This is a genomic window from Mycobacterium sp. ZZG, assembly GCF_054786995.1.
The window spans coordinates 241,348-264,308 of record NZ_JBTBFV010000001.1; the positions used below are offsets into that span (position 1 = coordinate 241,348).

The following is a 22,961-nucleotide window of genomic DNA, read 5'->3' on the forward strand; positions in this document are numbered from 1 at the left end:
CTTCGATCGGTTACCGGTACGCCACTGTACCAGCGCCTGGCCGCGGTGCCGGGCCGATCAGGCGCGGCGCCGCGCGCCGAGGGCACCGGCGAGCAGGACGATGGCCACCCCCGCGACGGGGACGGTCAGCAGGCCGACGCGCAGGCTCGTCGCGTCGGCGACGATGCCGACGATCAACGGGGCACCCAGGAAACCCACCCGCATGAGCCATGTCAGGACCGTCAGCCCGGTGCCCGGGCGCAGGCCCGGCAGTTCGTCGGCGGCGCGCATGGCCGCCGGTATCACCGTCGCCACGCCGAGGCCCGCCGCGGCGAACCCGACGACGGTGACGGGCACCGTCGGGAAGGCCAGCGCGGTGCCCATACCGAGCGCTGCGACAAGTCCTCCGCTGCGGGCCACCACGCGGTCCCCGAACCGGTCGACCAGCCGGTCACCGAGCATCCGTCCGATGAACATGAAACCGACCAGCGCCACATAGCCCATCACCGCGACCGCGCCCGGGGCGCCCAGACTGTCGCGCAGATACAGCGTGGCCCATGAGCTGCCGGCGTCCTCGACCGTCGCTCCTGCCACCGCCATGCCGACCAGTGCCAGCAGCGTCAGCAGCACCGCTGCGCCCACCCCGCTGCGGTCGGTGTCATGCGTCGACGGATGGTTGTCGTGATCAGGGCCGTGCAGCAGATGCGGGTAAGCGGCCAGCACGACGCCGCAGAACACCACGGCCGCGACGCCGAGATGGACCGGGCGCGGGACCTCGAGCGCGATGGCGGCCGCTCCCATCAGGCCCCCGATGATCGCGCCGACCGCCCACACCGCGTGCAGCGAATTGATGATGGACCGCCCGTAATCACGTTGCAGCCGAAGGCCGTTGACATTCTGGGCGACGTCGGTCACCGAGTCGCACGCACCGGCGGCGAACAGTGCCGCGGCGAACACCCACGGCGTGGAGGCCAGCCCGGCGACCACGATGAACAACCCCAGCGCGACCGTGGTGGCGACCGCCACGCGGGCCGACTGGAACCGTCGGATCAGCGCTGCGGCGGCCGGACCGGCCATCAGCGCACCGGCCGAGAACGAGGCGACGGCTGCGCCGTACACGGCGTTGGACATCGCCAGGTCGGTCTTGATCTCCGGATACCGGGGCAGCAGATTGGCGAAGAGCGCGCCGTTGGTGAGGAAGAGGGCGGCAACCGCGACCCGAGCTGACGCCACGCAGCGACCATACCTCCGTCGCCTTGGGCCGCCGTCTTCGACGTTTGCGATCGCCGTTCACAGGGCAAGATTGGCGCCATGGCGGATGACTGGGGAGTGCCCGCGGAGCTGGTCGACCTCGCGCACCGATACGGAGTGGCCAGTGAGTACACGGACTGGACGGGCAGATCCGTTCCGGTGCCGGCGTCGACGCTGATCGCGGTGCTCGACGCGCTCGGTGTCGCGGCGGCCACCGACCGGGACCGCGCCGAAGCGCTCGCCCGGCACGACCGGGACCACTGGGACCGTCCGCTGCCTCCCTCGATCGTGGGCCGCACCGGGGTCGCGACCCCGTTCTGGGTGCACGTCACCCACGGCGACCCGGCGCGGCTATGGCTGCGGCTCGAAGACGGCAGTGTGCGCACAGGCCTGCGCCAACTCGAAAACAACAGGCCGCCTTTTGATCTGAACGGCAGACTGGTCGGCGAGGCCACCTTCGAGTTGCCCGCCGACCTGCCGATGGGTTACCACACCCTGCACCTCGCGGTCGCCGACTCCGATGTCAGCACCACCGTCATCGTGGCGCCCGCAAGGCTGAACTGCGCGGACCGGCTCGGCTCCGGCCGCACCTGGGGTCTGGCCACCCAGCTCTACAGTGTGCGGTCCCGGAACTCTTGGGGCGTAGGCGATCTGACGGATCTGACAGACCTGGCGGTGTGGTCGGCGGCCCGGCACCGGGCGGGCTTCGTGCTGGTGAACCCGCTGCACGCCGCGGCGCCGGTGGCACCGATGGAGCCATCGCCGTATCTACCGACGTCGCGCCGGTTCGTCAACCCGATGTATCTGCGGGTGCAGGCGGTGCCCGAGTTCGCCTACGTCCGGCACCGTAGCCGCATTCGCAAGGCACAGACACAGGTGCAGACCCGGGCGGCCAGATCCGAGCAGATCGACCGGGACAGTGCGTGGACGTCCAAGCGGGCGGCGCTGGAGACGGTGTACCTCGTCGAACTGTCGGCAGGGCGCGAGATCGCTTACGAGGCGTTTCTGGAACGCGAGGGACGCAGCCTCGACGATTTCGCGACCTGGTGTGCGCTGGCCGACCAATACGGGGCCGATTGGCGGCAGTGGCCCGAGGAGTTGCAGCATCCGCGAAGCGCGGCGGTCGCTGCGTTCGTCGACGAACATCCCAACGAGGTCGACTTCCATCGTTGGCTGCAGTGGATTGTCGACGAGCAGTTGTCGGCAGCCCAGGACCGCGCCCTCCAGGCCGGTATGAAGCTTGGCATCATGCACGACCTGGCGGTCGGGGTGGATCCCAACGGTGCCGACGCGTGGGCGCTGCAGGACGTGCTGGCGCTCGGGGTGACTGCGGGTGCGCCTCCGGACGAGTTCAATCAGCTCGGTCAGGACTGGTCGCAGCCGCCGTGGCGCCCGGACCGGCTAGCCGAGCAGGCGTACGAACCGTTCCGCGCCCTGGTGAGCGCGGTGCTGCGACATGCGGGCGGGGTGCGTATCGACCACATCATCGGCCTGTTTCGGCTGTGGTGGATTCCGAAGGGCGCGTTGCCGACTGAGGGCACCTATGTGCGGTACGACCACGAGGCGATGATCGGGATCGTCGCGTTGGAGGCGCAACGGGTGGGAGCCGTGGTCGTCGGCGAGGACCTCGGCACGGTGGAACCGTGGGTGCGGGATTATCTGAGCGACCGCGGGCTGTTCGGCACGTCGATTCTGTGGTTCGAGAGCGATCGGGACGGCGACGGTGGTCCTCTGCCCGCCGAGCGGTGGCGGGAGTACTGCCTGTCGGCGGTGACAACCCACGACCTTCCGCCGACGGCGGGCTATCTCGCCGGTGAGCACGTACGCCTGCGTGACGAGCTGGGGTTGCTGACCCGGCCGGCCGAGGAGGAGTTGGCCGGCGACCGCGAACATCAGCGGGGGTGGATGGCCGAGCTGCGCCGAGTGGGCCTGCTCGACAACGGATCCGGTGACGTCGACGAGGCCGATGAAGTCGAGGAGGTCGTGCTGGCGCTGCACCGCTACCTGGGTCGCACACCCTCGCGGCTGCTGTCGCTGTCGTTGGCCGATGCGGTCGGAGAGGTCCGCACGCAGAATCAGCCTGGAACCACCGACGAGTACCCCAACTGGCGGGTCCCGCTGGCCGGCCCGGACGGCAGGCAGATGCTGCTGGAGGACATCTTCGAAGACCCCCGCGCCGCGGCGCTCTGCGAGGCGATGCGCGCCGCCGCGGAAGCCCGCTGAACGGTGGACCTCGCGCCTAGAAAGGTGGCGGGGTCTGGCCGTCGATGTCGTTCGGCGGCCGCGCCGACTTGTGCGGCGACTTGTGCCGCGGTCTGCGCCTCTTCCTCCGGGGCCGCATCGTCGCTGGCTTCGCTGACGGCCAGTTGGAGTTGGGGCCGTTCGATGTCGTCGTTGTCGATAAAGCCGGGATGGTCGGCACGCATCAGTGGCGCCAACTCCTTACCGCGACAACTACGGCCGGGACGAAGACCGTGATGGTCGGCGACGCTCACCAACTGGCACCGGTCAAAGCGCGCGGCGGGATGTTCGCTCAACTGTGTGACGAGCTGCCCTGGACCCAACGCCTGACCGAGGTGTGGCGCCAGCACGACCCCACCGAACGCGCCGCGTCCCTGGCTCTGCGTGATGGTGGGCCCGCGCCGGTGCGCCGCGCGATCGACTGGTACCCCAACCACCAGCGCCTGGCCTGCGGGGATCAGGTCACCATGGCCGCCGACGCCCTGGCCGCCCACCAGGCTGACCTCGCCGCTGGGAAAGAGAGCCTGCTGTTGGCCGACACCGTCGAGATCACCGACGCGCTCAATCGTCGGGTCCACGACCACACCGTCGCTGAGCGCACCCGCCGAGGGCTCGAGGCGGCGACAGTAACCGGGGCGCGCGGTCACCACATCACCGTCGACGACGTCATCGTCACGCGCAGCAACTATTCCACCGTCGCCGTCTACGCCCCGGATGACCGCACCCGCGTCCTGACCGGGGCGCCGGTGCGCAACGGGCAACGCTGGCAGGTCATCGCCGTCGATGACACCGCCGAGCATCCCCGCATCGCAGCCCGCCGACACGGCGACCAAGCGTGGGCCGTGTTCAGCGGTGACTATCTGCGTGAGCATGTGCAGCTCGGACACGCGGTCACCGTGCACACCTCACAAGGCGTCACCGCCGAGCGCACCCACGCCGTGCTCGCTGATACCGCCAGCCGCAACCTGGCCTACGTCGCACTCACCCGCGGCCGTCAGGCCAACCACGCTTACCTCTACCACCGCGCGATCGGGGAAGGAGACCACCAACACCGTGATCTTTCTGACCGGGTGCACCTTGCCTACCGCGGCACCCCCACCCAGGCCGGCTGGGCGCTGCGCCAAGTCATCGGTCGCGACGAGCGAGCCCGCACGGCGCACCACACCGCCGCCGACACCCCCGCGCACGAGCTGCCCGAGCGGGTCGCCTCCCTCGTCGCAGAACACCACCGCGCCGTCACCAACAGACTGAGCAGCCACCACAAAAACCAACGCAGACAACAGGACCGAGCCATCGACCGCGCCCTAGGACTCGACCACAGCCAATCCCGAAACCAGGAAATAGACCAAGGCTATGACCTCAGCCTCTAACATGTCGCCCGTGCTCAACGCCGACCGCATCGACGCCACCGCCGAGCACATCGCCACCGACTGTGACGGGCTGTCGCGAAAGCTGTTCCGGCCCGGACACGGATTTCGGGGGCTCGTCGTCGACCGGCGCCCGCCGTGGCTCGAACAGTCGTGCGGTCCACCCAACTTGCTACGCGGCTTATCCAAATAGACTGTGCCACAGAGCAATTTGATTTGATCATGAAGTTTCGCCGGACAGCTCCGATTCGGCCTAGATTTCTGGTGGTTGCAGTGGTGATCTGTTGTCGTCTCGAAGCGACGAGGGCAGCCCAGGACGTGAGGGCGAGTGCGGGTGATGGGTGACTGTCAGGCTGGAGTGGTTGCGGTGCTGCGCCGTGCGTTGAGGGGCCGTTGGGCAGCGATGTCGGTCGCAGTGGCTGCTGCTGCGCTGGCCAGTGCGGCAGTGCTGGTGCAACCGCTGGTTGCCGGACGTGCGGTTGATGAGGCGTCTCACGGCGGTGTGTCGTGGGGCGTGCTGTCGCTTTTGGCGGCCGCCTTCGTGGTGGCGATTCTGGCTGAGGCGGCCGACACGTACCTGTTCTATCGATTGGGCGAGGAGGTGGTGTTCGACCGTCGCCGTGTGTATGCCACACATTTGATGGCGATGCCGGTGGCCGAGCTGGATCGTTTGCGCCTAGGCGATCTGGTCGCCCGGGCTACCTCTGATATCTCGGAGTTGCGAGAAGCCCCGCGGATGCTGAGCCGCGTCGTCGTCGGTGTGTGCACGCTGGCGGTGGCCGGCACATTGATGGCTCGGATCGACGCAATGCTCGCGGTGGCGGTGTTGGGTGTGGTCACGGCGTCGTTTTTCGGTGGAAGCCTGTTGTTGGCCAAAGCAGGGCGCGCGGCGGCTGTGCGTCAGCAGGCGGTGGGAGAGCACGGTGCCCGGTTGGAGCGCACGCTGGGTGCGATTCGCACGGTCAAGATGAGCGAGGCGCAGGTGCGCAGTGGCGAGGCGATCGTGGAAGCGGCCGGTGAGGCGCGTCGGGCGGGGATGCGGCTGGCCTGGTTGGGTGCAGTGTCAGCGCCGGTGATGCGTATGACCGCTACCGGTTCGTTGGTGATTGTGCTCGTCGTCGGAGCGACCCGCGTTTCCGATGGTGTGATCTCGGTCGGTGAGTTGGTGACGTTGTTTCTGTTGACGCTGTTCTCGCTGGCGCCGCTACAAGACGTCTACCGAGGGCTGACGACGCTGCACATTGCTGCGGCCGCCGATGCCCGGATTGAGGAGGTGCTGGCGGTTGCACCCGAGCGCCTCGACCAGACACGGCCGAGGCGGACAGATCCTGTGTCGAGCGCTGTCGCGGAAACCGGCGAGGCGCCGCTTGTGCAGGCACGTGGGGTGAGCTTCTCCTACGGCGTTCATCCGGTTCTGCGTGAGGTGTCGCTTCACCTGCGTCGCAGGCAGATCACCGCGGTGGTGGGTCCATCGGGATCAGGCAAATCCACGTTGCTGGCACTGTTGTGCCGGTTTTATGAGCCCGATGAGGGACAACTGGTCTTCGATGGCCGGCCCTATACCGACTTTCCACTCGCTGAGCTGCGCCGGCATATCACATTGGTGGAGCAGGACAGCCCGGTGTTGCACGGGTCGCTGCGCGACAACCTAGTGATGGGCGCTCCAGATGCCACTGACGCCGAGATCAACGATGTGCTGCGCCGCGTCAATCTCGACGCGTTTGTCGATGGGCTTCCACAAGGTCTCGACACCAGTGTCCTAGATCGAGGACGTGCGCTCTCGGGTGGGCAGCGTCAGCGTTTGGCGGTCGCCCGAGCCCTACTGTCTCCAGCCGAACTCGTCCTGCTCGATGAGCCGACCGCTCATCTCGACCGGGTGAACGAGTCTGTTCTGGTCGAGACGTTGACGCAGCTGCGGGAACACTGCAGCGTGCTCATCGTCGCGCACCGCCGCTCCACCATCGAGCGCGCGGACCAGATTCTCGTTGTCGAGCGCGGCCACGTCAGTCGCGTGGAATCATTCGCCGATCTCCCCGACCATCCTGGCGAGTACCGAAATCCGTTCTGAATCTGCGTTATTCGTTCTGAATCTGTGTTATTTGGGAGTGCGATCGTCAGAACAGTTCGTAGCCTTGCCGAGACAGCGTGAAACCGTGCCGGCTTGTTCTGTCATGGCAGGTCATCGCGGCTTCGGTGCTGTCACACTGCAAAGAGCCTGCCTGTATTGCGTCGCCGTAGGGCAGGATGTCGCCGAAGCCCAGCACACTGTCGCCGGCACACACCACGCCAGACTCGCCGCCCGCGTCGAGATCAAGACCCTGCCCCGAGCTCACATTAGGGTGGCAGTCCGCCGGCCGCGGTAGTGGGCCCCAACTCCGCTCGGCGATATCGCATCGGACGCGCATCGGTTCGATGGAGCAGCCCACGTTGCCGCTCGGCGACTGAAAAACCGTCAGCTCATCCACCAGCCACAGCTGGGACCGAACCAACGCAATGGCCGGAGTCGATCCCGCCGGCGGCATTGAAATATGTTCTTGGGCTGCGGTATTGGTCTCAAATGCGTCAGAGGGCGCCGGTGTCGCCATGACGACGCCGGCGACAGCCGCCAACGCCGCCAACCCGGCGCCGATCTTCTCGGGGATCATTTCCCTGAATGCCCGCGACGGTGTTCAGGCCCGTGCGGGCAGGTCTGCCACGGTATCGGGGGTGTCGATGTGCCGGCTGTAGTAGCCGAAGTAGCCGTAGCCGGTGCTGCTGTCGGACATGTAGGTGCCACTACCTTGGGTGAGGTCGCGGACATCGCCGACGTGGGACACCTGCGGTGCGGAATACGAACTCTTCTGCGCGGTCATTTCGCTCCTCCTGGGATTCTTCTGTGAGACTGCCGTAAAGATAATTGAAGTTAAATAGTTCCGCAGCAGTTCGCCGAGGTGAGGTAGTGACATCGGCGCGCCGACACCTGGCATGGGCGTGGCCGCCGGGCTACATCAGCAAAGTCGGGCGACCCGCATGGCGAAGGTGCCGCAGCCACACTTCGACCTGGATCGCGCCGTAAAGGGGAGCCACCGCACCGGTCAGACCGATTCCGTGAATCGCAGCGGTCCAGGCAGAGGAGTCGACGTAGCCACGTTGCACCAGTTGTGGGTCGTCACAAAGGTAGGTCTGCCAGCGCGGATGGCGCGCGAAGCCCGTCAGAACAGCTTCATCGGCGATGGTCTTGGACCGTCGCCGTAACACCGTGTCGCTGACCAGTCCGGCAAATGCATAGCGTTGCACGGCGCGGTCGATCCGGGGGTCGGCAGCAACCTGCCACGGCGTGTTGAGGGCGAGGTCCACCAGCCCTGGGGCCAGCAGCGGATGTCTGGCCTCTGCAGATCCGGATACGAGGAGTTGGCGGCTGCGGGCAAATTCGGCGCATCGCACGATGTTTTCCAGCACGGCTTGAGCGTGCACCGATGACGCCCGCAGCGGCGTCGTGGAGTCCACCCTTGCGCGCAAGTGGCGATCGCGAATGTAGGCGCGGTTCAACCACGGAGCCATGACCTCCAGCCGGCTGGTCGGTTGCAGAGTCAGCGTCTGTTGGCTTCGCCATCGGCGCAGTCCACCGAGCGCGGCGCGGCGCCACCAGAATCCGGCGGAACGTTTCACATCGGAATCAGTACTCCATTTCTGTAGTTCGCGCCTCAGCGGCGCCCACCGGCCGGTGCGTAGTAGGTCAGCCAGATACCAGGGGTAGGCCCCGGCAAGAAAGACAGCGTCACCGCCCTCTCCCGTCAGCATTATTGAGCCGCCCAACCGGCTCACGGCGTCCTCTTCGGCGCCACTGGAGGCCCAGTTGAGGATTCGGCGTGAAGGAGCGGGCAAGAAGATGCCGAAATCCGGTCCCGCGGAGAAGATTCCATGTTCAGTCGCATCGATCGGGTGCCACGGAGTCGGTGTCGCCTTCAGCGCCGCGCGAATCCAGTCCGACTCGTCACTACCGGGTGAGCCGGGGTGTACGAAGCTCACCGCATGGACCGTAACCCGGCGCGTGGCGACACCTAAGACCGTGGAAGTGTCCAATCCTCCCGATAGCTCGACGACCACCGCGCCGTCCTCACAAGCAGTCGGCAGGGATCCGGCCACAGCGTCGGTGACCGCTGACCGCAGCAATTCTTCGTGCTCGCGCGCAGTCCCGGTGATTGGTGTGATGCGCGGACGCCATCCACCGGCGACCGTCAGCCTGCCGGCTTGCCAGGTGGCGTACTGGCCCATCCCGAGACGGCGAATCGCGCGGTAGGGCGTCCGTGAACCCAGGTGTAAACCCGTGGCCAGCACATCAGCGATGTACTCTTCATCCACCTCACGCCAGGCCCCGGTCTCGCGTGCCAACAAACCCAAGTCAGTGGACACCACGATGCCCTGCTGCACGGTGGCGATGTAGAGCGGCCGCAAACCCATGCGATCCCCGACCATCACCGCATCAGAGCCAGCCACCACCACCGCGGCGTACTCACCGACGACGCGCTCGATCACATCGACACCCCAGCGCTGCCAGCCGGTGGCCACGATGCGTCCTAACGATGCCCTGCTATCGAGACCCAACACTGTGCACAAACCCGCCGAATCGGCGAGATAACCCTGAAACCAGACAGCCGAACCGCTGCCCGCTTCATCTGCGTCAGGCCACCCCCGGACACCACCCACCGCGCTGGACAATGCCACTAAAAATCCATTTTGTGCCGGCGGCGCGGTGTTCATCAGGCCCGCGCAATCGGTGTGTAGCGATGCAGCGAAGCGGGGTTCTCATCAATCGCGGCACCGTCCACCTCAACCCATGCGTGGGCTTCAAAGGGGTGCAGTGCCACGCCGATCACATGCTCAGCTGGCCATCCAGCCAACCGCAAGAAGCGGGTCAACGCCAACGACCGCGGCAGACAATCTAACGGTGCTTCACGTGCCGGAAACAAGCCGTCCGCGGTACGAAACCGCTGCACCAACTGATCCACCGCAATCCGCGGCGCAGCACTGTCTGCCACCCAGGCGGTGCGTCTGGCGTAGGCGGCGCCAAATCCTCGCTGGAGCTCGCGTTGCGCACTCGCGCGTTCCCGAAACGCCCGCCAAATTGTCGGCCGTTCACGTGGCACCAGCTTCCGCGAAGCACCGGGCCGGGGACACTCGGACACCAAGCGGCCCACAGCCCGCTGCTCTGCGGCGAACGTCGAAAAATCGGATTCCACCACCGCCAGACTCACCCCGAACTCACCGGCAACCCCAGCCAGGTCACGATCATCCGGCTCACGAAGCAACTGCTCCCACATCGCAGCACCCACCTGATCCACGACGTCATAGCTACCCGCCGAAACATCAAGCAGAACAAGATGATTCGAAACTGTTACGCACCGCAACAGCGGGGCGCAAAACAGCCGAGGCAGGGACACAAGTCCATCGACACCACACCGCTCGAGACCATCCACGCAATCACTAAAGCAGAAACCGCGGAGGAACTTGCTGGCTGAGAGGGGTTTGCGCCGCTATAGTTCGGCCGTGGTCACACACGTGGGCAGACTTGTCGCGATCAGCGCAGCCTTCGCGGCTTTCCCTATCAGTTCAGCCGGAGTCGCCCTTGCCGACGAGGCAGGCTTCTACGGCTTTTACGGCACCGTGGCTGAGTATCCCGTCGGCATGTGCATTGATGTCACAAACAACATCGAGATCGATGCCGACCAACTGAAAAACAACATCCCGGTCCCATGCTCAGATGCCCGCCGGGACATGCGAGTCGTACAGCACGCCACATCATGGCGCACCTGCGATCAACCAGTCTGGGACGCCATCCCCACCACCGACGGCGGTAGCGTGCTCTGCGTCGTCAAAGACTACAACGGCATGTAGCAGCATCTCTGGACGTGATCGGCTGGTCGACGGGGACCGCACCGAAGTGTGCATCGTCTCCTGCCGGATGCCACTCAGGGATGACGGCGGCGGAGCTGCCGCGCGCCGTGCGTGCGTGCTTCGGGCAGCTCGCCGCTAGCCTGTGCACCGGGGGCCGCCTGGGATGCCGAAGAAGGGGCCGAGGGCCACGCCCAGTTCGGTCAAATTAGTAATGGCTGCCTCGACTCCAGCGCTGGGTCGTTCACGGGCGCGGAGAGGTATCGGTATGCCGTTGCTCGGCTGATTCCGAACGCTTTAGCGAGTTCGTGAACGGGTTCTCCGGTGGCGGCGAGACGACGGAGTTGTTGCTGTCGCTCACTGGTGAGTTTGGCGGGCTTGGTGGCCGGCAGATGACGCGCTCGGCGGGAGTCTCGGGAAGCGGCGCGGCGCTCGCGGCCGAGTTCGAGTTCGAGTTCGGCCAGGGTGGCCATGATGGCGGCCACGGCGCGGCCTGTCGGTGTGCCGGTGTCGATGCCTTCGCGCAAGGCGCGCAACAGGATTCGTCGCTCGCCAAGATCCGCGATGGTGCGGGTGACCTCAGCGACAGAACGGCCGAGTCGATCGATGGCGGCGACCACCACCGTGTCCCCCTCTCGGGCGTAGTGCAGCAGGGCCACCAAGCCGGGCCGGTCGGTATTCACCGCGCCCGAGAGCTTGTCGGTGAAAATCCGGCCGCACTCGACGCCCTGAGCCGCCAGTGCGGCCAGCTGCCCATCGAGGTCCTGGCCGGCGGTGCTCACGCGGGCGTACCCAAGAATCGTTGTCACACCGCTACCGTCTCATTGTCCTCCGACATCGAGGATCTGAGACACGCGGTGTGAGACAGGAAATGAGACAGCGCGACCTGGCGCTATGCGACCGCAGCGTTTGGCTGCGTGGGCTGTCTCGTTTCTCTAGAAACGAGACGAGTGAGCCGTTTGTGGTCAGGGGCCTCGCGCTGGCCAATTGCTAGGCCGCGCGACTAATTCGGATGCACTGGGGCCAGCACCCGACGGGTACCGGCCCCAGCGTCTCCTACGCAGTGTTGGCTCAGAGCCGGATCCATCTGCCGAGGAACCAGAAACCCCAGCCGTCGCCGTTACCGGCAGGCAGCGGCCTGACGAGCTGGCCGTTGTAGTTGAACGGCTGGTGATCCTGGCGGCCGGCATCCAAGTTGCGGTGTTGCCAGTCGTTCGGTGCCGGTGCGCCCTGGCAGGGTGGGGTGTTCGGCACGCCGCACTGCGGGCCGGGCTGGGCGTTGGCAGTGCCGAGTCCCAGGCCGAACAGACCCGCGGCTGCGAGTCCACCGGCTACCACCGAGGCTCCGACCTTGCGGGTGATATTCATGCTTGCACTCCATTTCTCCGATTGTGTCTGCGCGACGCATCGCCGCACGGTGCCGACACTACGGATGCACCTTTTGTCAGTACTGTGGCGATGATGGGCGCCCGCTGTGCATGCGATACCGAAAGAATGAACCGACTCGCTCACAGCGAGTTCGCAGCTCAAAGCGAGCCGTTGAGGTGGACGCCCCGAACCGTGTCGGCGATAGACGCTCACGCCGTTAGCCCGACGGCGGACCAGACGGAGGCGGCCCGCCGGGCCCTCCGGGTCCGCCGGGAGGCGCCCCGGCGGGAGCACCATCGCCGGAGAGCTGTCCCCCGGTGGGAGCGGTATTGGTGTCGACACCAACGGCGAGCGTGACGACGTAACCGGTGGTGACGTCCCCGCTCACCGTGGGCAGCTGACTGACGGCGCTGTCGTCGCCGAAGACGTTGTCGGTGTCCAGGCTGACCTTTGCGATGTTGGTGACAGATTGTTCGTATCCGGCCTGGGTGAAGACCGCGTCGGCGATCTCTTCGGGAATCGCGACCTGCGAGGTAGCAATCACCTTCGACGCGTCGGCGATGCTGGCCTCGTCGGGATAGACCTCTAAATGAATGTGCGGCCACCGGCCCGAGTAGCACGCGGGCATGATGCTGGTGAAGCTCACCTTTCCCGAATCATCAACGGTCTGCACACCACGCAGGTAGTTCTGGTCTTCGACGCCTTCGGAGTACATCGAGTAGCGGCCGGCGCGGTCACAGTGCCAGACGTAGACAGCAGCATTTTGAAACGGCTGGCCGTTATTGACCAGGTCGACGATGGTGAGTTCCAGCGTCATCGGCACGCCCTCGGCGGTGCCGCTGGCTTCGCCGAAACTCGACCGTATGTCGCTTCGCACGATGCCGGACTGCTCGAGAACGTCCGGTCCGTTCGACCCGTCACCGGGATAGGGGCCGGCGGTTTCGTCGGGGATCTCACTGAGCGCCGCCGAGTCGGCCGACGAAGTGCTCGATGATGTCGACGATAAGGTGTCGGTTGCTCCGCAGGCCGCCAGCCCTACCGCGGCGGCCCCGATACCGAACACGCGAAACGCAGCGCGCCGGCTGACCAGTGTACCGAGATCGAAGCCAAGTCCCTGATCGACGACTTCCTCGGTGGGCTTCGGCAGGATTCGGCCTTGATAGCGCGTGTTTGATGGTGTCACGTGTCCCTTTCCGGCTCCCACTTGTTGTGAGCGCACTGCACCCAGTAGATGCACCGCACATGTCCGTGCCCGCGAAAGCCTTATTGAGATCGTGTCGGCCGAATCTAGGCACAAGCTATGTCCCAACTATGAATCCCGTTGTGGTGGTGTGCAGCCGACCGGTGTCGGGTAGCAACGGAAACGGCGGGCGCAGAGTCCGGCGTTGCCCGTCGCTTTGCGGAAGCACCGACACAGAGGAGGCCCTCATATGGATACGTCTACCAACACTCAACGCCGATGTGCGATCGCGCCCCTGTCATCAGGTATCGCCGCGATGATCGCAGTGGGTGTACTCGCTGTCGGGTGCGGTAACAGTACCGACTCCGAGACCAGCACGACGAGCACCACCACGACGACGACCTCGACCAATGACAGCGGCTCCGGCGGGGGCGCTGGCCCGGCGGCACCGCCGTCTGATAGCGGATCGGGAGCCCCGACCGAAACCGAAACACAGACCGAAACAGCGACGGAAACCGAGGTATCGACAGAAACCGTCACACCGACCACCACCACCATGCCGCCGGCGCCGAATCAGCCACCGCAAACCAACCAGCCGACCCAACAGCCGCAAACAAACCAGCCGACCCAGCAGCCGCAGCAACAGCCAGGAGGCGCTCCCGGCGCATAAGCCGGTCGGCCACCCATAAGCCGTACTCGACCGCATCCCACCAACAGACGCCAAGCCCGTCGGTCTCTTAGAAATCTCCGCTAGAGAGATCCGAGACAGGATTTGATCGATCTTGAATCTCTAGAAATGAGACAGGGCGCGAGCAGTTGGAAATCAATCGGTTGTAGCGAACGCCGAATCGTCGTGCTTCCTCATGATGGCGTTGCCTGGGGCGGCGCCACCGCGGGCATTGGTCAGGTGGGTGTGAGGTGGAGTGTGGTTGTGGCGATGTCGTCGCTGAGCAGGGTGTCGACGTAGCTGTTGTTGCCGTACTTGTTTCGGTAGGCGGTATCGACGTCGCTGCGGTCGATTGCGGCTGCGTCGGTGAAGTGGACGTCACGGTCGATGTGGCCTGTGGTGATGTGGCCGTGGGGGTTTGCGAGCGCGTGTCGGTACCAGCTGCCGGCGGTGCCGCGGTAGGAGCGTAGGTAGACGGCGTGGCCGACGCGGACTACCCAGACGGGCACCGCTCGACGCAGTGTCCCGTCGGTCCGGTAGGTCGCGAGGTCGATTTCGCTGGCACGGTCGAGGGCGTCGAGTTCGTGTTCATTCCAGTCAGGCATTGCGCTCACTGTCCTCACGGACGGCGGCTGGGACCGCGTGCTCGGTTGCGGTGTGGGTGGCGGCCCAGCTGGCGAGCAGGGACAGTCCGTCGGCTGATGGGCTGCCCGGTTCGGCGCTGTAGACGGTGAGGGTCAGGCCGGTGTCAGCGGACAGGTTCATCGCTTCGAAGGCCAGGTCCAGGGTGCCGACGGCGGGGTGCTGGAAATGTTTGGTGCCGGTTTGGTGCAGGCGCACGTTGTGGGCGGCCCACCGGTGACGGAAAACATCGCTGCGCGTGACGAGTTCGCCGATGAGGTCGGTGAGGTGGCGGTCGAAGGGGTTGCGTCCGGCTTCGGTGCGCAGTAGCGCCACCGCGGTGTTGGCGGCGTGGTCCCAGTCGGGGTAGAAGTCGCGGGCGCGGGGGTCGAGGAAGTTAAACCGCGCCAGGTTGGCCGGCCGGTGCGGGTCGTCGAACACCGGGGTGTAGAGCGCGGCGCCGAGACTGTTGATGGCCAGTAGGTCCAGGCGGGCGTTGCGGACGAACGCGGGCAGCCCGACCATGCCGTCGAGGATGCGTTGCACTCCGGGGCGGACCGTCTGGGTTGGGGTGGCGGCCTTGCGTGCCTGGGGTGTGGCGTTTGCGGCTGCGGCGAGGTCGCGCAGGTGGGCGTGTTCGGCCTCATCGAGGCGCAACGCGCCGGCGACGGCGTCGATGACGCTATGCGAGACACCGGCAAGGTTGCCGCGTTCGATCTTGGCGTAGTAGTCGGTGCTGACGCCGGCGAGCATCGCGACCTCTTCGCGGCGCAGACCGGGGACGCGGCGGCGTCCGGAGGTGGCCAGGCCCGCCTCGCGGGGGGTGATCTTCGCCCGGCGGGTGGCCAGGAACTCCCCGACATCGCTGGTGTCGTCCATGACTTCAGGGTAGGGCGATCAGAGATGAGGAGAGGTGCTCTGTCAGTACACGGATAACCAGACACTGGTTGCCCTCTTCGACCGGGTCCACTGTTGAGGCAGACCAACGATCGGCTTCTTCGAGGAGGACATGATGAAACGTCTGGTGACCTGGGCGACGGTGGCGGCGGCGATGGTGCCGCTGAGCATGTGGAAGGCCGCACCGGGTGGTGCGCAGGACGGCTCCATGGAGATTTCCCGCGATGATTCCCGCCCGGCAGCGGCCGGCCCGGCTGAGACGTTCACCGGCCAGGTCAGTGTCAAGCCGTTGTTCGGCACCAACGACGTGCGCACCAGTGGTGCGGGTCAGGTGACGTTCAGCCCGTGTGCGCGCAGCGCCTGGCACACCCACCCTGCCGGTCAGACGCTGATCGTCACCTCGGGCACGGGCTGGGTGCAGGAGTGGGGCGGGGTCAAGCAGCAGATGAACCCCGGCGACGTGATCTGGACGCCGCCGGGAGTCAAGCATTGGCACGGCGCGACCGACGCCGACACGATGACTCACATCGCGCTGCAGCAGGACGTCGACGGCCGCAACGTCCACTGGATGGAACACGTCTCCGACGATCAATACCTGGGCTAGATCCCCGAATTCCGCTCGCAGTACGCAACTCCCGTGACAACGGGGAGTTCATCTGTGCTGCCCACAACAAGGAGCCACCTCATGAGACTGCCCCGCTGGGCGCTGCTCACCGCCACCCTGGCCGCGACGTCGATGTGGGCCGCGGCGTGCGCCGAACCCGACCGGCCCGGCACGCGGGCTTCCTCGCCGGCCGACGCGGTGGCTGCGGTGTCACCGGCCCTTGCCCACTACACCGACACCATTGCCGAGGGCGAGCTGTGGGCGCGGCCCGCAATGTCTGCCCGGGATCGCAGCGTGGTCACCCTGGCCGCGTTGATCGCCCGCAACGCCACCATCGACCTGCCGGCCCAGCTCAACCGCGCCCTCGACAACGGGGTCAGTGCGGCTGAGATCTCCGAAATCATCACCCATCTGGCGTTCTACGCCGGCTGGCCCAACGCCCAGGCCGCAGCCAGCGCCGCGGCTCCGGTGTTCGCCGACCGCGGTGTCGAGGTCGGCGAGCTTCCCGAGGTGGGCGGGCCGCGGCTACCGATCGATCAGGACGCCGAGGACGCGCGCCGCACCACCAACGACGACAACTTCGGCGCGGTCGCCCCCGGCGTGCTGCACTACACCACCGACACCGTGTTCACCGACCTGTGGCTGCGTCCGGGACTGGCGCCGCGGGACCGCAGCCTGGTGACCTTCAGCGCGCTGGTCGCGGCCGGGCAGACCGGGCAGATCACCTACCACCTGGGCCGCGCGATGGACAACGGGCTGACCCAAGAACAGGCCTCAGAAGCGTTGACGCAGTTGGCGTTCTACGCCGGCTGGCCCCCGGTGTTCTCTGCCCTGCCGGTGGTCAAAGACCTCTTCGCCGCCCGCGCGCGCTGATCCCACCACCTCAAGGACCCGAATGCCATGACCGCCCTCTCCGACCCCGCTACCGGCGCCCCGCCACATCAGCAGACGGCGAACTCGTCGGCGACTTTGACCGTCGCCGCATCCGGGGTGCTGCTGGTGCTGGTGGCGTTCACCGTGCCGCTGGCCACCATGGCCCCCACCGTCGCGGCGCTGCACGCCGGCCCGGCCGCGCAGGCCTGGATCTTGAGCGCGATGAGCGTGGGCGCTGCGGCCGGTCTGCTCAGCAGCGGCGCCCTGGGAGACGACTACGGCCGCCGACGGGTGTTCGTCGGCGGCGCGGCGGTGCTGACCGCCGGGTCGCTGCTGGCGGCGTTGGCCCCCTCTGCGGCCGTGCTGATCGCCGCCCGCGTCGTACAAGGGTTGGGCGGCGCCGCCATGATGTCGTGCAGCCTCGGGCTCATCGCGCACGCGTTCCCGCCGGGCCGGTCGCGCACCCGTGCGACGGGGATTTGGGGGGCCGCACTCGGCGGCGGCGTCGCGGTCGGGCCACTGCTGGCCGTCGGCCTTGACGCCGCGGGCAGTTGGCGGTTGTCCTACTGGGCATGTGCGGCCGCAGCGATCGTGCTGACCGGGTGCGCACAGCTGCTACTGACTGAATCCCACGCCACCGGCGCCCGCCGCGTCGACGTCGCGGGCACCGTCCTGCTCGGCGCCGGCCTGGCCGCGGTACTGGCCGGGCTGGTTCAGGGCCGCAGCGGCTGGCTGCAGTGGCCCACCCTGGTCCTGCTCACCGCCGGTGTCGTGCTCGTCGCCGGGTTCCTGGTGGTGGAGCATCGGATCAGCCATCCCATGCTCGACCTGGCGCTGTTCCGGCGCCCCGAGTTCATCGGTGCCACCGGTGCCGCGTTGGCCGCCGGGGCCGGGGTGCTCTCACTGATGAGTTTCGTTCCCATCCTCATCGAACGCGGCTTGGGCGGCGGTGAGCTGGCCGCCGCGGTGACCTTGCTGGCCTGGTCGGGGGTCAGCGTGCTCACGGCACTGGCCGCCCGCCACCTGCCCGACCGAGTGACCGGCCGCGCGCAGATGGTGACCGGTCTGCTCGGCGTCGCCGCCGGTCAGCTCGCCCTGCTCGGACTCACGCCGACCACCACCTTGGGTCGGCTGCTGCCGGGACTGCTGCTCGTCGGGGCCGCCAACGGGCTACTCAACGCCGCCCTGGGGCGCCAAGCCGTGGCCAGCGTCCCGGCCCACCGCGCCGCCATGGGCAGCGGCGCCAACAACACCGCCCGCTACCTCGGGTCGGCTATCGGCATCACCGTGGTGTCGATCATCGTGACCCGCGGCGCCGCCACCGCCAGCCCCGCGGCCCTGACCGCGGACTGGAACCTCGCCGTCCTGGTCACCACGACCTTCACCGTCCTGGGAGCACTCGCCGTCGCCGCCACCAGACCCCGACCCAACCCTCGCTGACATCACCCACCACCAACACCAGGAGAGACTCCATGCGCGCGACCGTCATGTACAGCGCCGGCGACGTCCGGATCGACAACGTTGCCGACTCCACCATCAAGGCCCCCACCGATGCACTCGTCCGCATCACCGCGTCCTGCATCTGTGGCAGCGACCTGCACCCCTACCACTCCCTGACCGCCGACGACGGTCCCGCCCGCATGGGCCACGAATTCATCGGCGTCGTCGAAGACGTCGGCGCCGAGGTCACCAGCGTCAAGAAGGGTTACCTGGTGGTCTCACCGTTCTCGGTGTCCGACAACACCTGCGCGTTCTGCCGGGAAGGTCTACACACCGCCTGCACCGACCCGCAGGCCGCCTTTTGGGACCGCATCCCCGACGAGGGCGCTCAAGCCGAAGCGATCCGCGTCCCGCTCGCCGACGGCACCCTGGTCAAACTGCCCGTCGCCCCCGACAGCGACCTGATGCCCTCACTGCTGACGCTCTCGGATGTGTTCGGCACCGGCTACCACGCCGCCAAGATGGGTGGGGTCAACCCACAGACCCGCGTCGCGGTCATCGGCGACGGCGCGGTGGGGCTGCTGGCGGTCCTGTCGGCCAAGCGGCTGGGCGCCGAGCAGATCATCTTGATGGGCCGCCACCAAGCGCGCACCGACCTCGGCCGCCAATTCGGCGCCACCGACGTCGTCGCCGCCCGCGGCGAGGACGGCATCGCCGCGGTGCGCGACCTCACCGGCGGCGACGGCGTGCACGTCGTCCTCGAAGCCGTCGGACACATGCCCGCCTACGAGCAGGCCTACGGGATCGCCCGCCCCGGCGGGGTGATCAGCCGGGTCGGCGTGCCCCAGTACGAAGACGCCCCCATCGGGTTCGGCAGCCTCTTCGGCGGCAACATCCGCCTCGCCGGCGGCCCCGCGCCCGCGCGGGCCTACATCGACGAACTGCTGCCCGACATCCTCAACGGCGTCATCGAACCCGGCAAGATGTTCGACGCCCGCACCACCATCGACGGCATCCCCGCCGGCTACCAGGACATGGACGACCGCACCAGCCTCAAAGTCCTCGTCACCCCCTAACCACCGTTCACACAACGGGTTTGGAGACACCACCCATGGACAATGCATCCGGTCGTCGCGTGGTGACGGGCGTCGGGGCTGACGGCCTGTCCACCGTCGTCAGCGACGCGACCTCGACGGCTCGGGCCCAGCGCCCGGACGGGTCGGTGGTGACCGACCTGTGGCGCGTGGACACCGTGCCCACCCCTGTCGACGCTGACGGTGACCCGCGCGGGCAGGTCAGTCCGCCACCGCCCGGCGGGCTGGCTGTCAAGACCCTCACCGTCCCACCGCAGAACGCGCCGCCCCGCCGCGATGGCAGCAGCGACGAAACACCGGGAATGCACCGCACCGACACCGTTGACGTCGTCACCGTGCTCGCCGGCGAGCTCTACGCAGTCTCCGAGCGCGCGGAGACGCTCCTGCGGGCCGGTGACACCATCATCGTGCGCGGCACCCACCACGCCTGGCACAACCGATCAGCGCAGCCCGCCACCGTGGTGTCGGTGATGGTCAGCGCCGTCACCTCATCGCACTGACGCCACCGCCGTAACGCAATCAGCACACCCGAGCGTCCACCCCGACCTCGGCGACCCCCCCGAAACGCGAACGAAAGGAGATTGACGATGGAGTACACCAACCTCGGGCGCAGCGGCCTGCGCATCAGCCGCCTCGAGCTGGGCACCATGAACTTCGGCATGACCACCGACGAAGCCACCGCCTTCACCATCATGGACCGCGCCCTCGACCTGGGCATCAACATCTTCGACACCGCCGACGTCTACGGCGGACCCCAATCCCCGGACATGGACAAGGGATACGGCATCTCCGAAGAGATCATCGGCCGCTGGCTCGCCGCCGACCCGGCCCGCCGCGACCAGCTCGTGTTGGCCACCAAGGTCTACCAACCCATGGACACCGGCCCCAACGGCAAGCGCCTGTCGGCCTACCACATCCGCCGAGCCTGCGAGGACAGCCTGAGACGACTGCAAACCGACCACATCGACCTCTACCAAATGCACCACGTCGACCACACCACCCCGTGGGACGAAATCTGGCAAGCCATGGACCTTCTCGTCAACCAAGGCAAGGTCACCTACATAGGAAGCAGCAACTTCGCCGGCTGGAACATCGCGACCGCCCAACACACCGCCAACGACCGGCACCAGCTCGGGCTGGTGTCCGAACAAAGCCTCTACAACCTCACCGCGCGCACCGTCGAACTCGAAGTCATTCCCGCGCTGCGCTACTACGGCATGGGCCTCATCCCCTGGAGCCCACTGGCCGGCGGCCTGCTCGGGGGCGTACTCGACCACGAATCTCAAGGCCGCCGCGCCGACGACGACATGCAGAAACAAATCAACCGGCTACGCCCGCAGCTCGAACGGTATGAAGCACTGTGCCGCGATGTCGGCGAACAACCCGCCGACATCGCCCTGGCGTGGCTGCTGCACAACCCCGCCGTCACCGCCGCCATCATCGGACCCCGCACCACCGACCAATTAGCCACAAGCCAACGCGCACTCGACATCTCGCTATCCACCGACACCCTGAACACGCTCGACGACATCTGGCCCGGCCCCGGAGGAGAAGCCCCCCAGGCCTACGCCTGGTAACAACAACGCCAAACGCCCGCAAACGTGCGACGCCGTCGTCCCCAATAGGCCATCGGAGCAGCCCGAAGGTGAGACAGATACGAGCCGTCCCACTTCTTTAGAAAAGAGACGGGCCGATCATCGGCGGCCGTCACTATCGTCAATCGGCGTGCCTTTCCGATCAAGTCCAGAGCCCGCTGATCTCGACACCGTTCGCGACTCGTATGACCGCGTGGCTGATAACTACGTGGAGATGGTGACGACCACGGGTATTGGCGATATCCGCACCCACCCGTGGTTGAAAGCAGCTATGGACGCATTCGCGAGCACCGTCGCGACGATCGGCCCTGTCCTCGACGTTGGATGCGGACCCGGAACGGTCACGGCCTACCTTGCCGAACGCGATATCGAGATCTCAGGAGTCGATCTCTCACCACGCATGATCGACCACGCCCGGCGACTGTATCCGCAGTGCACGTTCACGGTTGACTCAGCGACCGACCTCGACCTCCGCCCGGCATCGCTAGGTGGAGTCCTGGGCTGGTGGTCCCTGTTCAATCTGCCGCGCAGCAACATCCTGCCGCCGGTTCTGGCCTCTTTTGCCGCGGCTCTACGACCAGGCGGGCAGCTGATCATTGCTACCCATGTCGGTGACAACGATGTCGAGCGCACCGAGGCCTACAACGGGGTGCCAGTCAAGTGGACGACCTACCAATGGCAACCAGAGCAACTCGTCGATCTCGTTCGAGAGGCTGGATTGCGGCCGGTGGCCGACCTTCGCTTCTCCGCCGATCAGGCCAACGGACCCGCCACTGTCCTTGTCGCACAACGAGACTAGGAGTCCTTGGGAGGGTTCGGATCGTTGCCGTACGAGTTCTTCTCGCCAATCGTTCCGTCGAGCTTGCGAATGGTGTGCTCAACTTCTCGGTCCTGCGCCATCTGTCGGCCGATCGCTTGCTGTTCGGCTTTGGTACCCCCAGTGTGAGCGGCCCGGCTACTGCCCTCCACCTTCGATTTCCAGACCCCATCCTCGTTGTAAGTACTGATGTCGCCCTTTGCCATGATTACCCTCCTCGACGTCATGAGTATGCCCCTCCAGTTGAGATTTTGCCGCTGGTCGGGCCTGGGCAAAACAACTTCGGATGATTCGGGCCGACCCGTAGATGACCGAAAAAGCTACATAATGAGCGCGGTCGTTGCGACCAGCGCCGATGCGACAGTGGGGGTGTCCCAGAATCCTGTCCCAGACCGGCGGGAACGGGGACACCCTTAAAGACACAGACGGCTCCCGCCCAGGTCCGCAAGCGGCCCTGGTTGGGCCTGAGAAGACCGTGCCCCCCTGAACGAGTGAGGACTCTGCCGGTGACGCTGCTGGGATACGCGCGAGTCTCGACGTTGCACCAGTCTCCCGACATGCAGACAAAGGCGTTGACGGAGGCCGGAGCCGAACGGATCTGGACCGAGCGCATGTCCGGCGCTCGCGATGATCGCCCCGAGCTGGCCGCGCTGCTCGACTACGCCCGCCGCGGTGACGTGCTCATGGTCTGGCGGCTCGACCGTCTCGGCCGCTCACTCCCCCACCTGCTCACCGTGGCCAGCGACCTCCAGGCCCGCGGCATCGAACTGCGCTCCCTCACCGAAGCCATCGACACCAGCACTGCCGGCGGCCGGCTGATCTTCCACGTCTTCGGGGCCGTCGCCGAGTTCGAGCGTGCCGTCGCCGCCGAACGCACCGCCGCCGGAGTCGCGGCAGCCCGCGCGGCCGGTCGACACCCCGGCCGCCCCGGCCTCACCGCTGACACCATCGCCGCGGTCCAAGCCCTCGACGAGGCCGGGACCCCTCGCGCCCAGATCGCGCGGACCCTCGACATATCCCGCTCCAGCGTCTACCGCTGCCTCGACCAACCGCGGCCGTCAGCCTGAGACAGGCAGGCGACCTATCCTTCGAAGGT

General features: G+C 66.7%; 25 protein-coding genes. 13 read left to right on the top strand and 12 right to left on the bottom strand.

The window, feature by feature from the left end:
* Nucleotides 1-57 precede the first annotated feature (57 nt).
* On the bottom strand, nucleotides 58-1,212 hold the full coding sequence (locus ACXMYJ_RS01095; RefSeq protein ID WP_460353374.1) for an MFS transporter: 1,155 nt from the start codon (nucleotides 1,210-1,212) through the stop codon (nucleotides 58-60).
* A 78-nt stretch (nucleotides 1,213-1,290) separates the two neighbouring features.
* Between ACXMYJ_RS01095 and malQ the strand changes: the two genes are divergently transcribed.
* The 4 genes from malQ to ACXMYJ_RS01115 all read left to right on the top strand — a co-directional run bounded on the left by malQ (nucleotide 1,291) and on the right by ACXMYJ_RS01115 (nucleotide 6,906).
* Nucleotides 1,291-3,453, top strand: coding sequence for a 4-alpha-glucanotransferase (gene malQ / locus ACXMYJ_RS01100; protein ID WP_460353376.1), 2,163 nt, complete (start codon nucleotides 1,291-1,293; stop codon nucleotides 3,451-3,453).
* A 44-nt stretch (nucleotides 3,454-3,497) separates the two neighbouring features.
* The gene (locus ACXMYJ_RS01105; protein ID WP_460353379.1) at nucleotides 3,498-4,841 is read left to right on the top strand and encodes an AAA family ATPase; all 1,344 of its coding nucleotides are present in this window, start codon (nucleotides 3,498-3,500) and stop codon (nucleotides 4,839-4,841) included.
* The gene (locus ACXMYJ_RS01110) at nucleotides 4,825-5,031 is read left to right on the top strand and encodes a hypothetical protein (RefSeq protein WP_460353382.1); all 207 of its coding nucleotides are present in this window, start codon (nucleotides 4,825-4,827) and stop codon (nucleotides 5,029-5,031) included. Before ACXMYJ_RS01105 ends, ACXMYJ_RS01110 begins: the two co-directional genes overlap by 17 nt.
* A gap of 210 nt (nucleotides 5,032-5,241) precedes the next feature.
* Entirely contained in the window at nucleotides 5,242-6,906 is a 1,665-nt protein-coding gene (locus ACXMYJ_RS01115) for an ABC transporter ATP-binding protein (protein WP_460353385.1), read from the top strand.
* Nucleotides 6,907-6,952: 46 nt separating this feature from the next.
* Here the strand turns inward: ACXMYJ_RS01115 and ACXMYJ_RS01120 are convergent, their stop codons facing one another.
* The 4 genes from ACXMYJ_RS01120 to ACXMYJ_RS01135 form a co-directional block, all read right to left on the bottom strand.
* Nucleotides 6,953-7,483, bottom strand: a complete 531-nt coding sequence (locus ACXMYJ_RS01120; RefSeq protein ID WP_370476094.1) for a DUF6636 domain-containing protein — start codon at nucleotides 7,481-7,483, stop codon at nucleotides 6,953-6,955.
* A 24-nt stretch (nucleotides 7,484-7,507) separates the two neighbouring features.
* The gene (locus tag ACXMYJ_RS01125) at nucleotides 7,508-7,690 is read right to left on the bottom strand and encodes a lasso RiPP family leader peptide-containing protein (protein WP_370476096.1); all 183 of its coding nucleotides are present in this window, start codon (nucleotides 7,688-7,690) and stop codon (nucleotides 7,508-7,510) included.
* A gap of 130 nt (nucleotides 7,691-7,820) precedes the next feature.
* Nucleotides 7,821-9,386 carry an asparagine synthase-related protein gene (locus tag ACXMYJ_RS01130; protein ID WP_460353389.1) on the bottom strand — a complete coding sequence of 522 codons (1,566 nt, stop codon included), beginning with the start codon at nucleotides 9,384-9,386 and terminating at the stop codon, nucleotides 7,821-7,823.
* Between the two features lie 191 nt (nucleotides 9,387-9,577).
* A complete protein-coding gene (locus ACXMYJ_RS01135; RefSeq protein WP_370476101.1) occupies nucleotides 9,578-10,294 on the bottom strand; it encodes a lasso peptide biosynthesis B2 protein in 717 nt (238 codons plus the stop codon).
* A 70-nt stretch (nucleotides 10,295-10,364) separates the two neighbouring features.
* Here ACXMYJ_RS01135 and ACXMYJ_RS01140 point away from each other — a divergent pair, with 70 nt between their 5' ends.
* Nucleotides 10,365-10,712, top strand: coding sequence for a hypothetical protein (locus tag ACXMYJ_RS01140; protein ID WP_460353392.1), 348 nt, complete (start codon nucleotides 10,365-10,367; stop codon nucleotides 10,710-10,712).
* Nucleotides 10,713-10,912: 200 nt separating this feature from the next.
* Here ACXMYJ_RS01140 and ACXMYJ_RS01145 read toward each other — a convergent pair whose 3' ends face one another.
* The 6 genes from ACXMYJ_RS01145 to ACXMYJ_RS01170 all read right to left on the bottom strand — a co-directional run bounded on the left by ACXMYJ_RS01145 (nucleotide 10,913) and on the right by ACXMYJ_RS01170 (nucleotide 15,424).
* Complete coding sequence (locus ACXMYJ_RS01145) at nucleotides 10,913-11,518, bottom strand: recombinase family protein (protein WP_349319075.1); 606 nt, start codon at nucleotides 11,516-11,518, stop codon at nucleotides 10,913-10,915.
* Nucleotides 11,519-11,780: 262 nt separating this feature from the next.
* Nucleotides 11,781-12,077: a hypothetical protein gene (locus ACXMYJ_RS01150; protein WP_460353395.1), complete on the bottom strand. Its 297-nt coding sequence runs from the start codon at nucleotides 12,075-12,077 to the stop codon at nucleotides 11,781-11,783.
* A gap of 217 nt (nucleotides 12,078-12,294) precedes the next feature.
* Entirely contained in the window at nucleotides 12,295-13,260 is a 966-nt protein-coding gene (locus tag ACXMYJ_RS01155) for an intradiol ring-cleavage dioxygenase (protein ID WP_460353398.1), read from the bottom strand.
* A 267-nt stretch (nucleotides 13,261-13,527) separates the two neighbouring features.
* Nucleotides 13,528-13,815, bottom strand: a complete 288-nt coding sequence (locus ACXMYJ_RS01160; protein WP_460353400.1) for a hypothetical protein — start codon at nucleotides 13,813-13,815, stop codon at nucleotides 13,528-13,530.
* Nucleotides 13,816-14,160: 345 nt separating this feature from the next.
* A complete protein-coding gene (locus ACXMYJ_RS01165) occupies nucleotides 14,161-14,529 on the bottom strand; it encodes a DUF2255 family protein (protein ID WP_460353403.1) in 369 nt (122 codons plus the stop codon).
* On the bottom strand, nucleotides 14,522-15,424 hold the full coding sequence (locus ACXMYJ_RS01170; RefSeq protein ID WP_460353406.1) for a helix-turn-helix domain-containing protein: 903 nt from the start codon (nucleotides 15,422-15,424) through the stop codon (nucleotides 14,522-14,524). The genes ACXMYJ_RS01165 and ACXMYJ_RS01170 overlap by 8 nt, the downstream gene beginning before the upstream one ends.
* Nucleotides 15,425-15,557: 133 nt before the next feature.
* Here ACXMYJ_RS01170 and ACXMYJ_RS01175 point away from each other — a divergent pair, with 133 nt between their 5' ends.
* The 7 genes from ACXMYJ_RS01175 (at nucleotide 15,558) to ACXMYJ_RS01205 (ending at nucleotide 21,847) form a co-directional block, all read left to right on the top strand.
* Nucleotides 15,558-16,046: a (R)-mandelonitrile lyase gene (locus tag ACXMYJ_RS01175; RefSeq protein ID WP_460353409.1), complete on the top strand. Its 489-nt coding sequence runs from the start codon at nucleotides 15,558-15,560 to the stop codon at nucleotides 16,044-16,046.
* Between the two features lie 81 nt (nucleotides 16,047-16,127).
* Nucleotides 16,128-16,919 (top strand): carboxymuconolactone decarboxylase family protein, encoded by a 792-nt coding sequence (locus tag ACXMYJ_RS01180; RefSeq protein WP_460353411.1) that lies wholly within the window; start codon nucleotides 16,128-16,130, stop codon nucleotides 16,917-16,919.
* Between the two features lie 27 nt (nucleotides 16,920-16,946).
* Nucleotides 16,947-18,359 (top strand): MFS transporter, encoded by a 1,413-nt coding sequence (locus ACXMYJ_RS01185; RefSeq protein WP_460353414.1) that lies wholly within the window; start codon nucleotides 16,947-16,949, stop codon nucleotides 18,357-18,359.
* A gap of 32 nt (nucleotides 18,360-18,391) precedes the next feature.
* Nucleotides 18,392-19,435: a zinc-binding dehydrogenase gene (locus ACXMYJ_RS01190; protein ID WP_460353417.1), complete on the top strand. Its 1,044-nt coding sequence runs from the start codon at nucleotides 18,392-18,394 to the stop codon at nucleotides 19,433-19,435.
* Between the two features lie 35 nt (nucleotides 19,436-19,470).
* Nucleotides 19,471-19,953, top strand: coding sequence for a cupin domain-containing protein (locus ACXMYJ_RS01195; protein WP_460353419.1), 483 nt, complete (start codon nucleotides 19,471-19,473; stop codon nucleotides 19,951-19,953).
* 87 nt (nucleotides 19,954-20,040) lie between these two features.
* Complete coding sequence (locus ACXMYJ_RS01200) at nucleotides 20,041-21,030, top strand: aldo/keto reductase (RefSeq protein WP_460353421.1); 990 nt, start codon at nucleotides 20,041-20,043, stop codon at nucleotides 21,028-21,030.
* 211 nt (nucleotides 21,031-21,241) lie between these two features.
* Nucleotides 21,242-21,847: a class I SAM-dependent methyltransferase gene (locus tag ACXMYJ_RS01205; protein WP_460353423.1), complete on the top strand. Its 606-nt coding sequence runs from the start codon at nucleotides 21,242-21,244 to the stop codon at nucleotides 21,845-21,847.
* Here the strand turns inward: ACXMYJ_RS01205 and ACXMYJ_RS01210 are convergent.
* On the bottom strand, nucleotides 21,844-22,071 hold the full coding sequence (locus tag ACXMYJ_RS01210) for a DUF2188 domain-containing protein (RefSeq protein WP_370475959.1): 228 nt from the start codon (nucleotides 22,069-22,071) through the stop codon (nucleotides 21,844-21,846). The genes ACXMYJ_RS01205 and ACXMYJ_RS01210 overlap by 4 nt on opposite strands.
* Nucleotides 22,072-22,371: 300 nt before the next feature.
* Between ACXMYJ_RS01210 and ACXMYJ_RS01215 the strand changes: the two genes are divergently transcribed.
* Complete coding sequence (locus ACXMYJ_RS01215) at nucleotides 22,372-22,932, top strand: recombinase family protein (protein ID WP_460353426.1); 561 nt, start codon at nucleotides 22,372-22,374, stop codon at nucleotides 22,930-22,932.
* The last annotated feature ends 29 nt before the right edge of the window (nucleotides 22,933-22,961 follow it).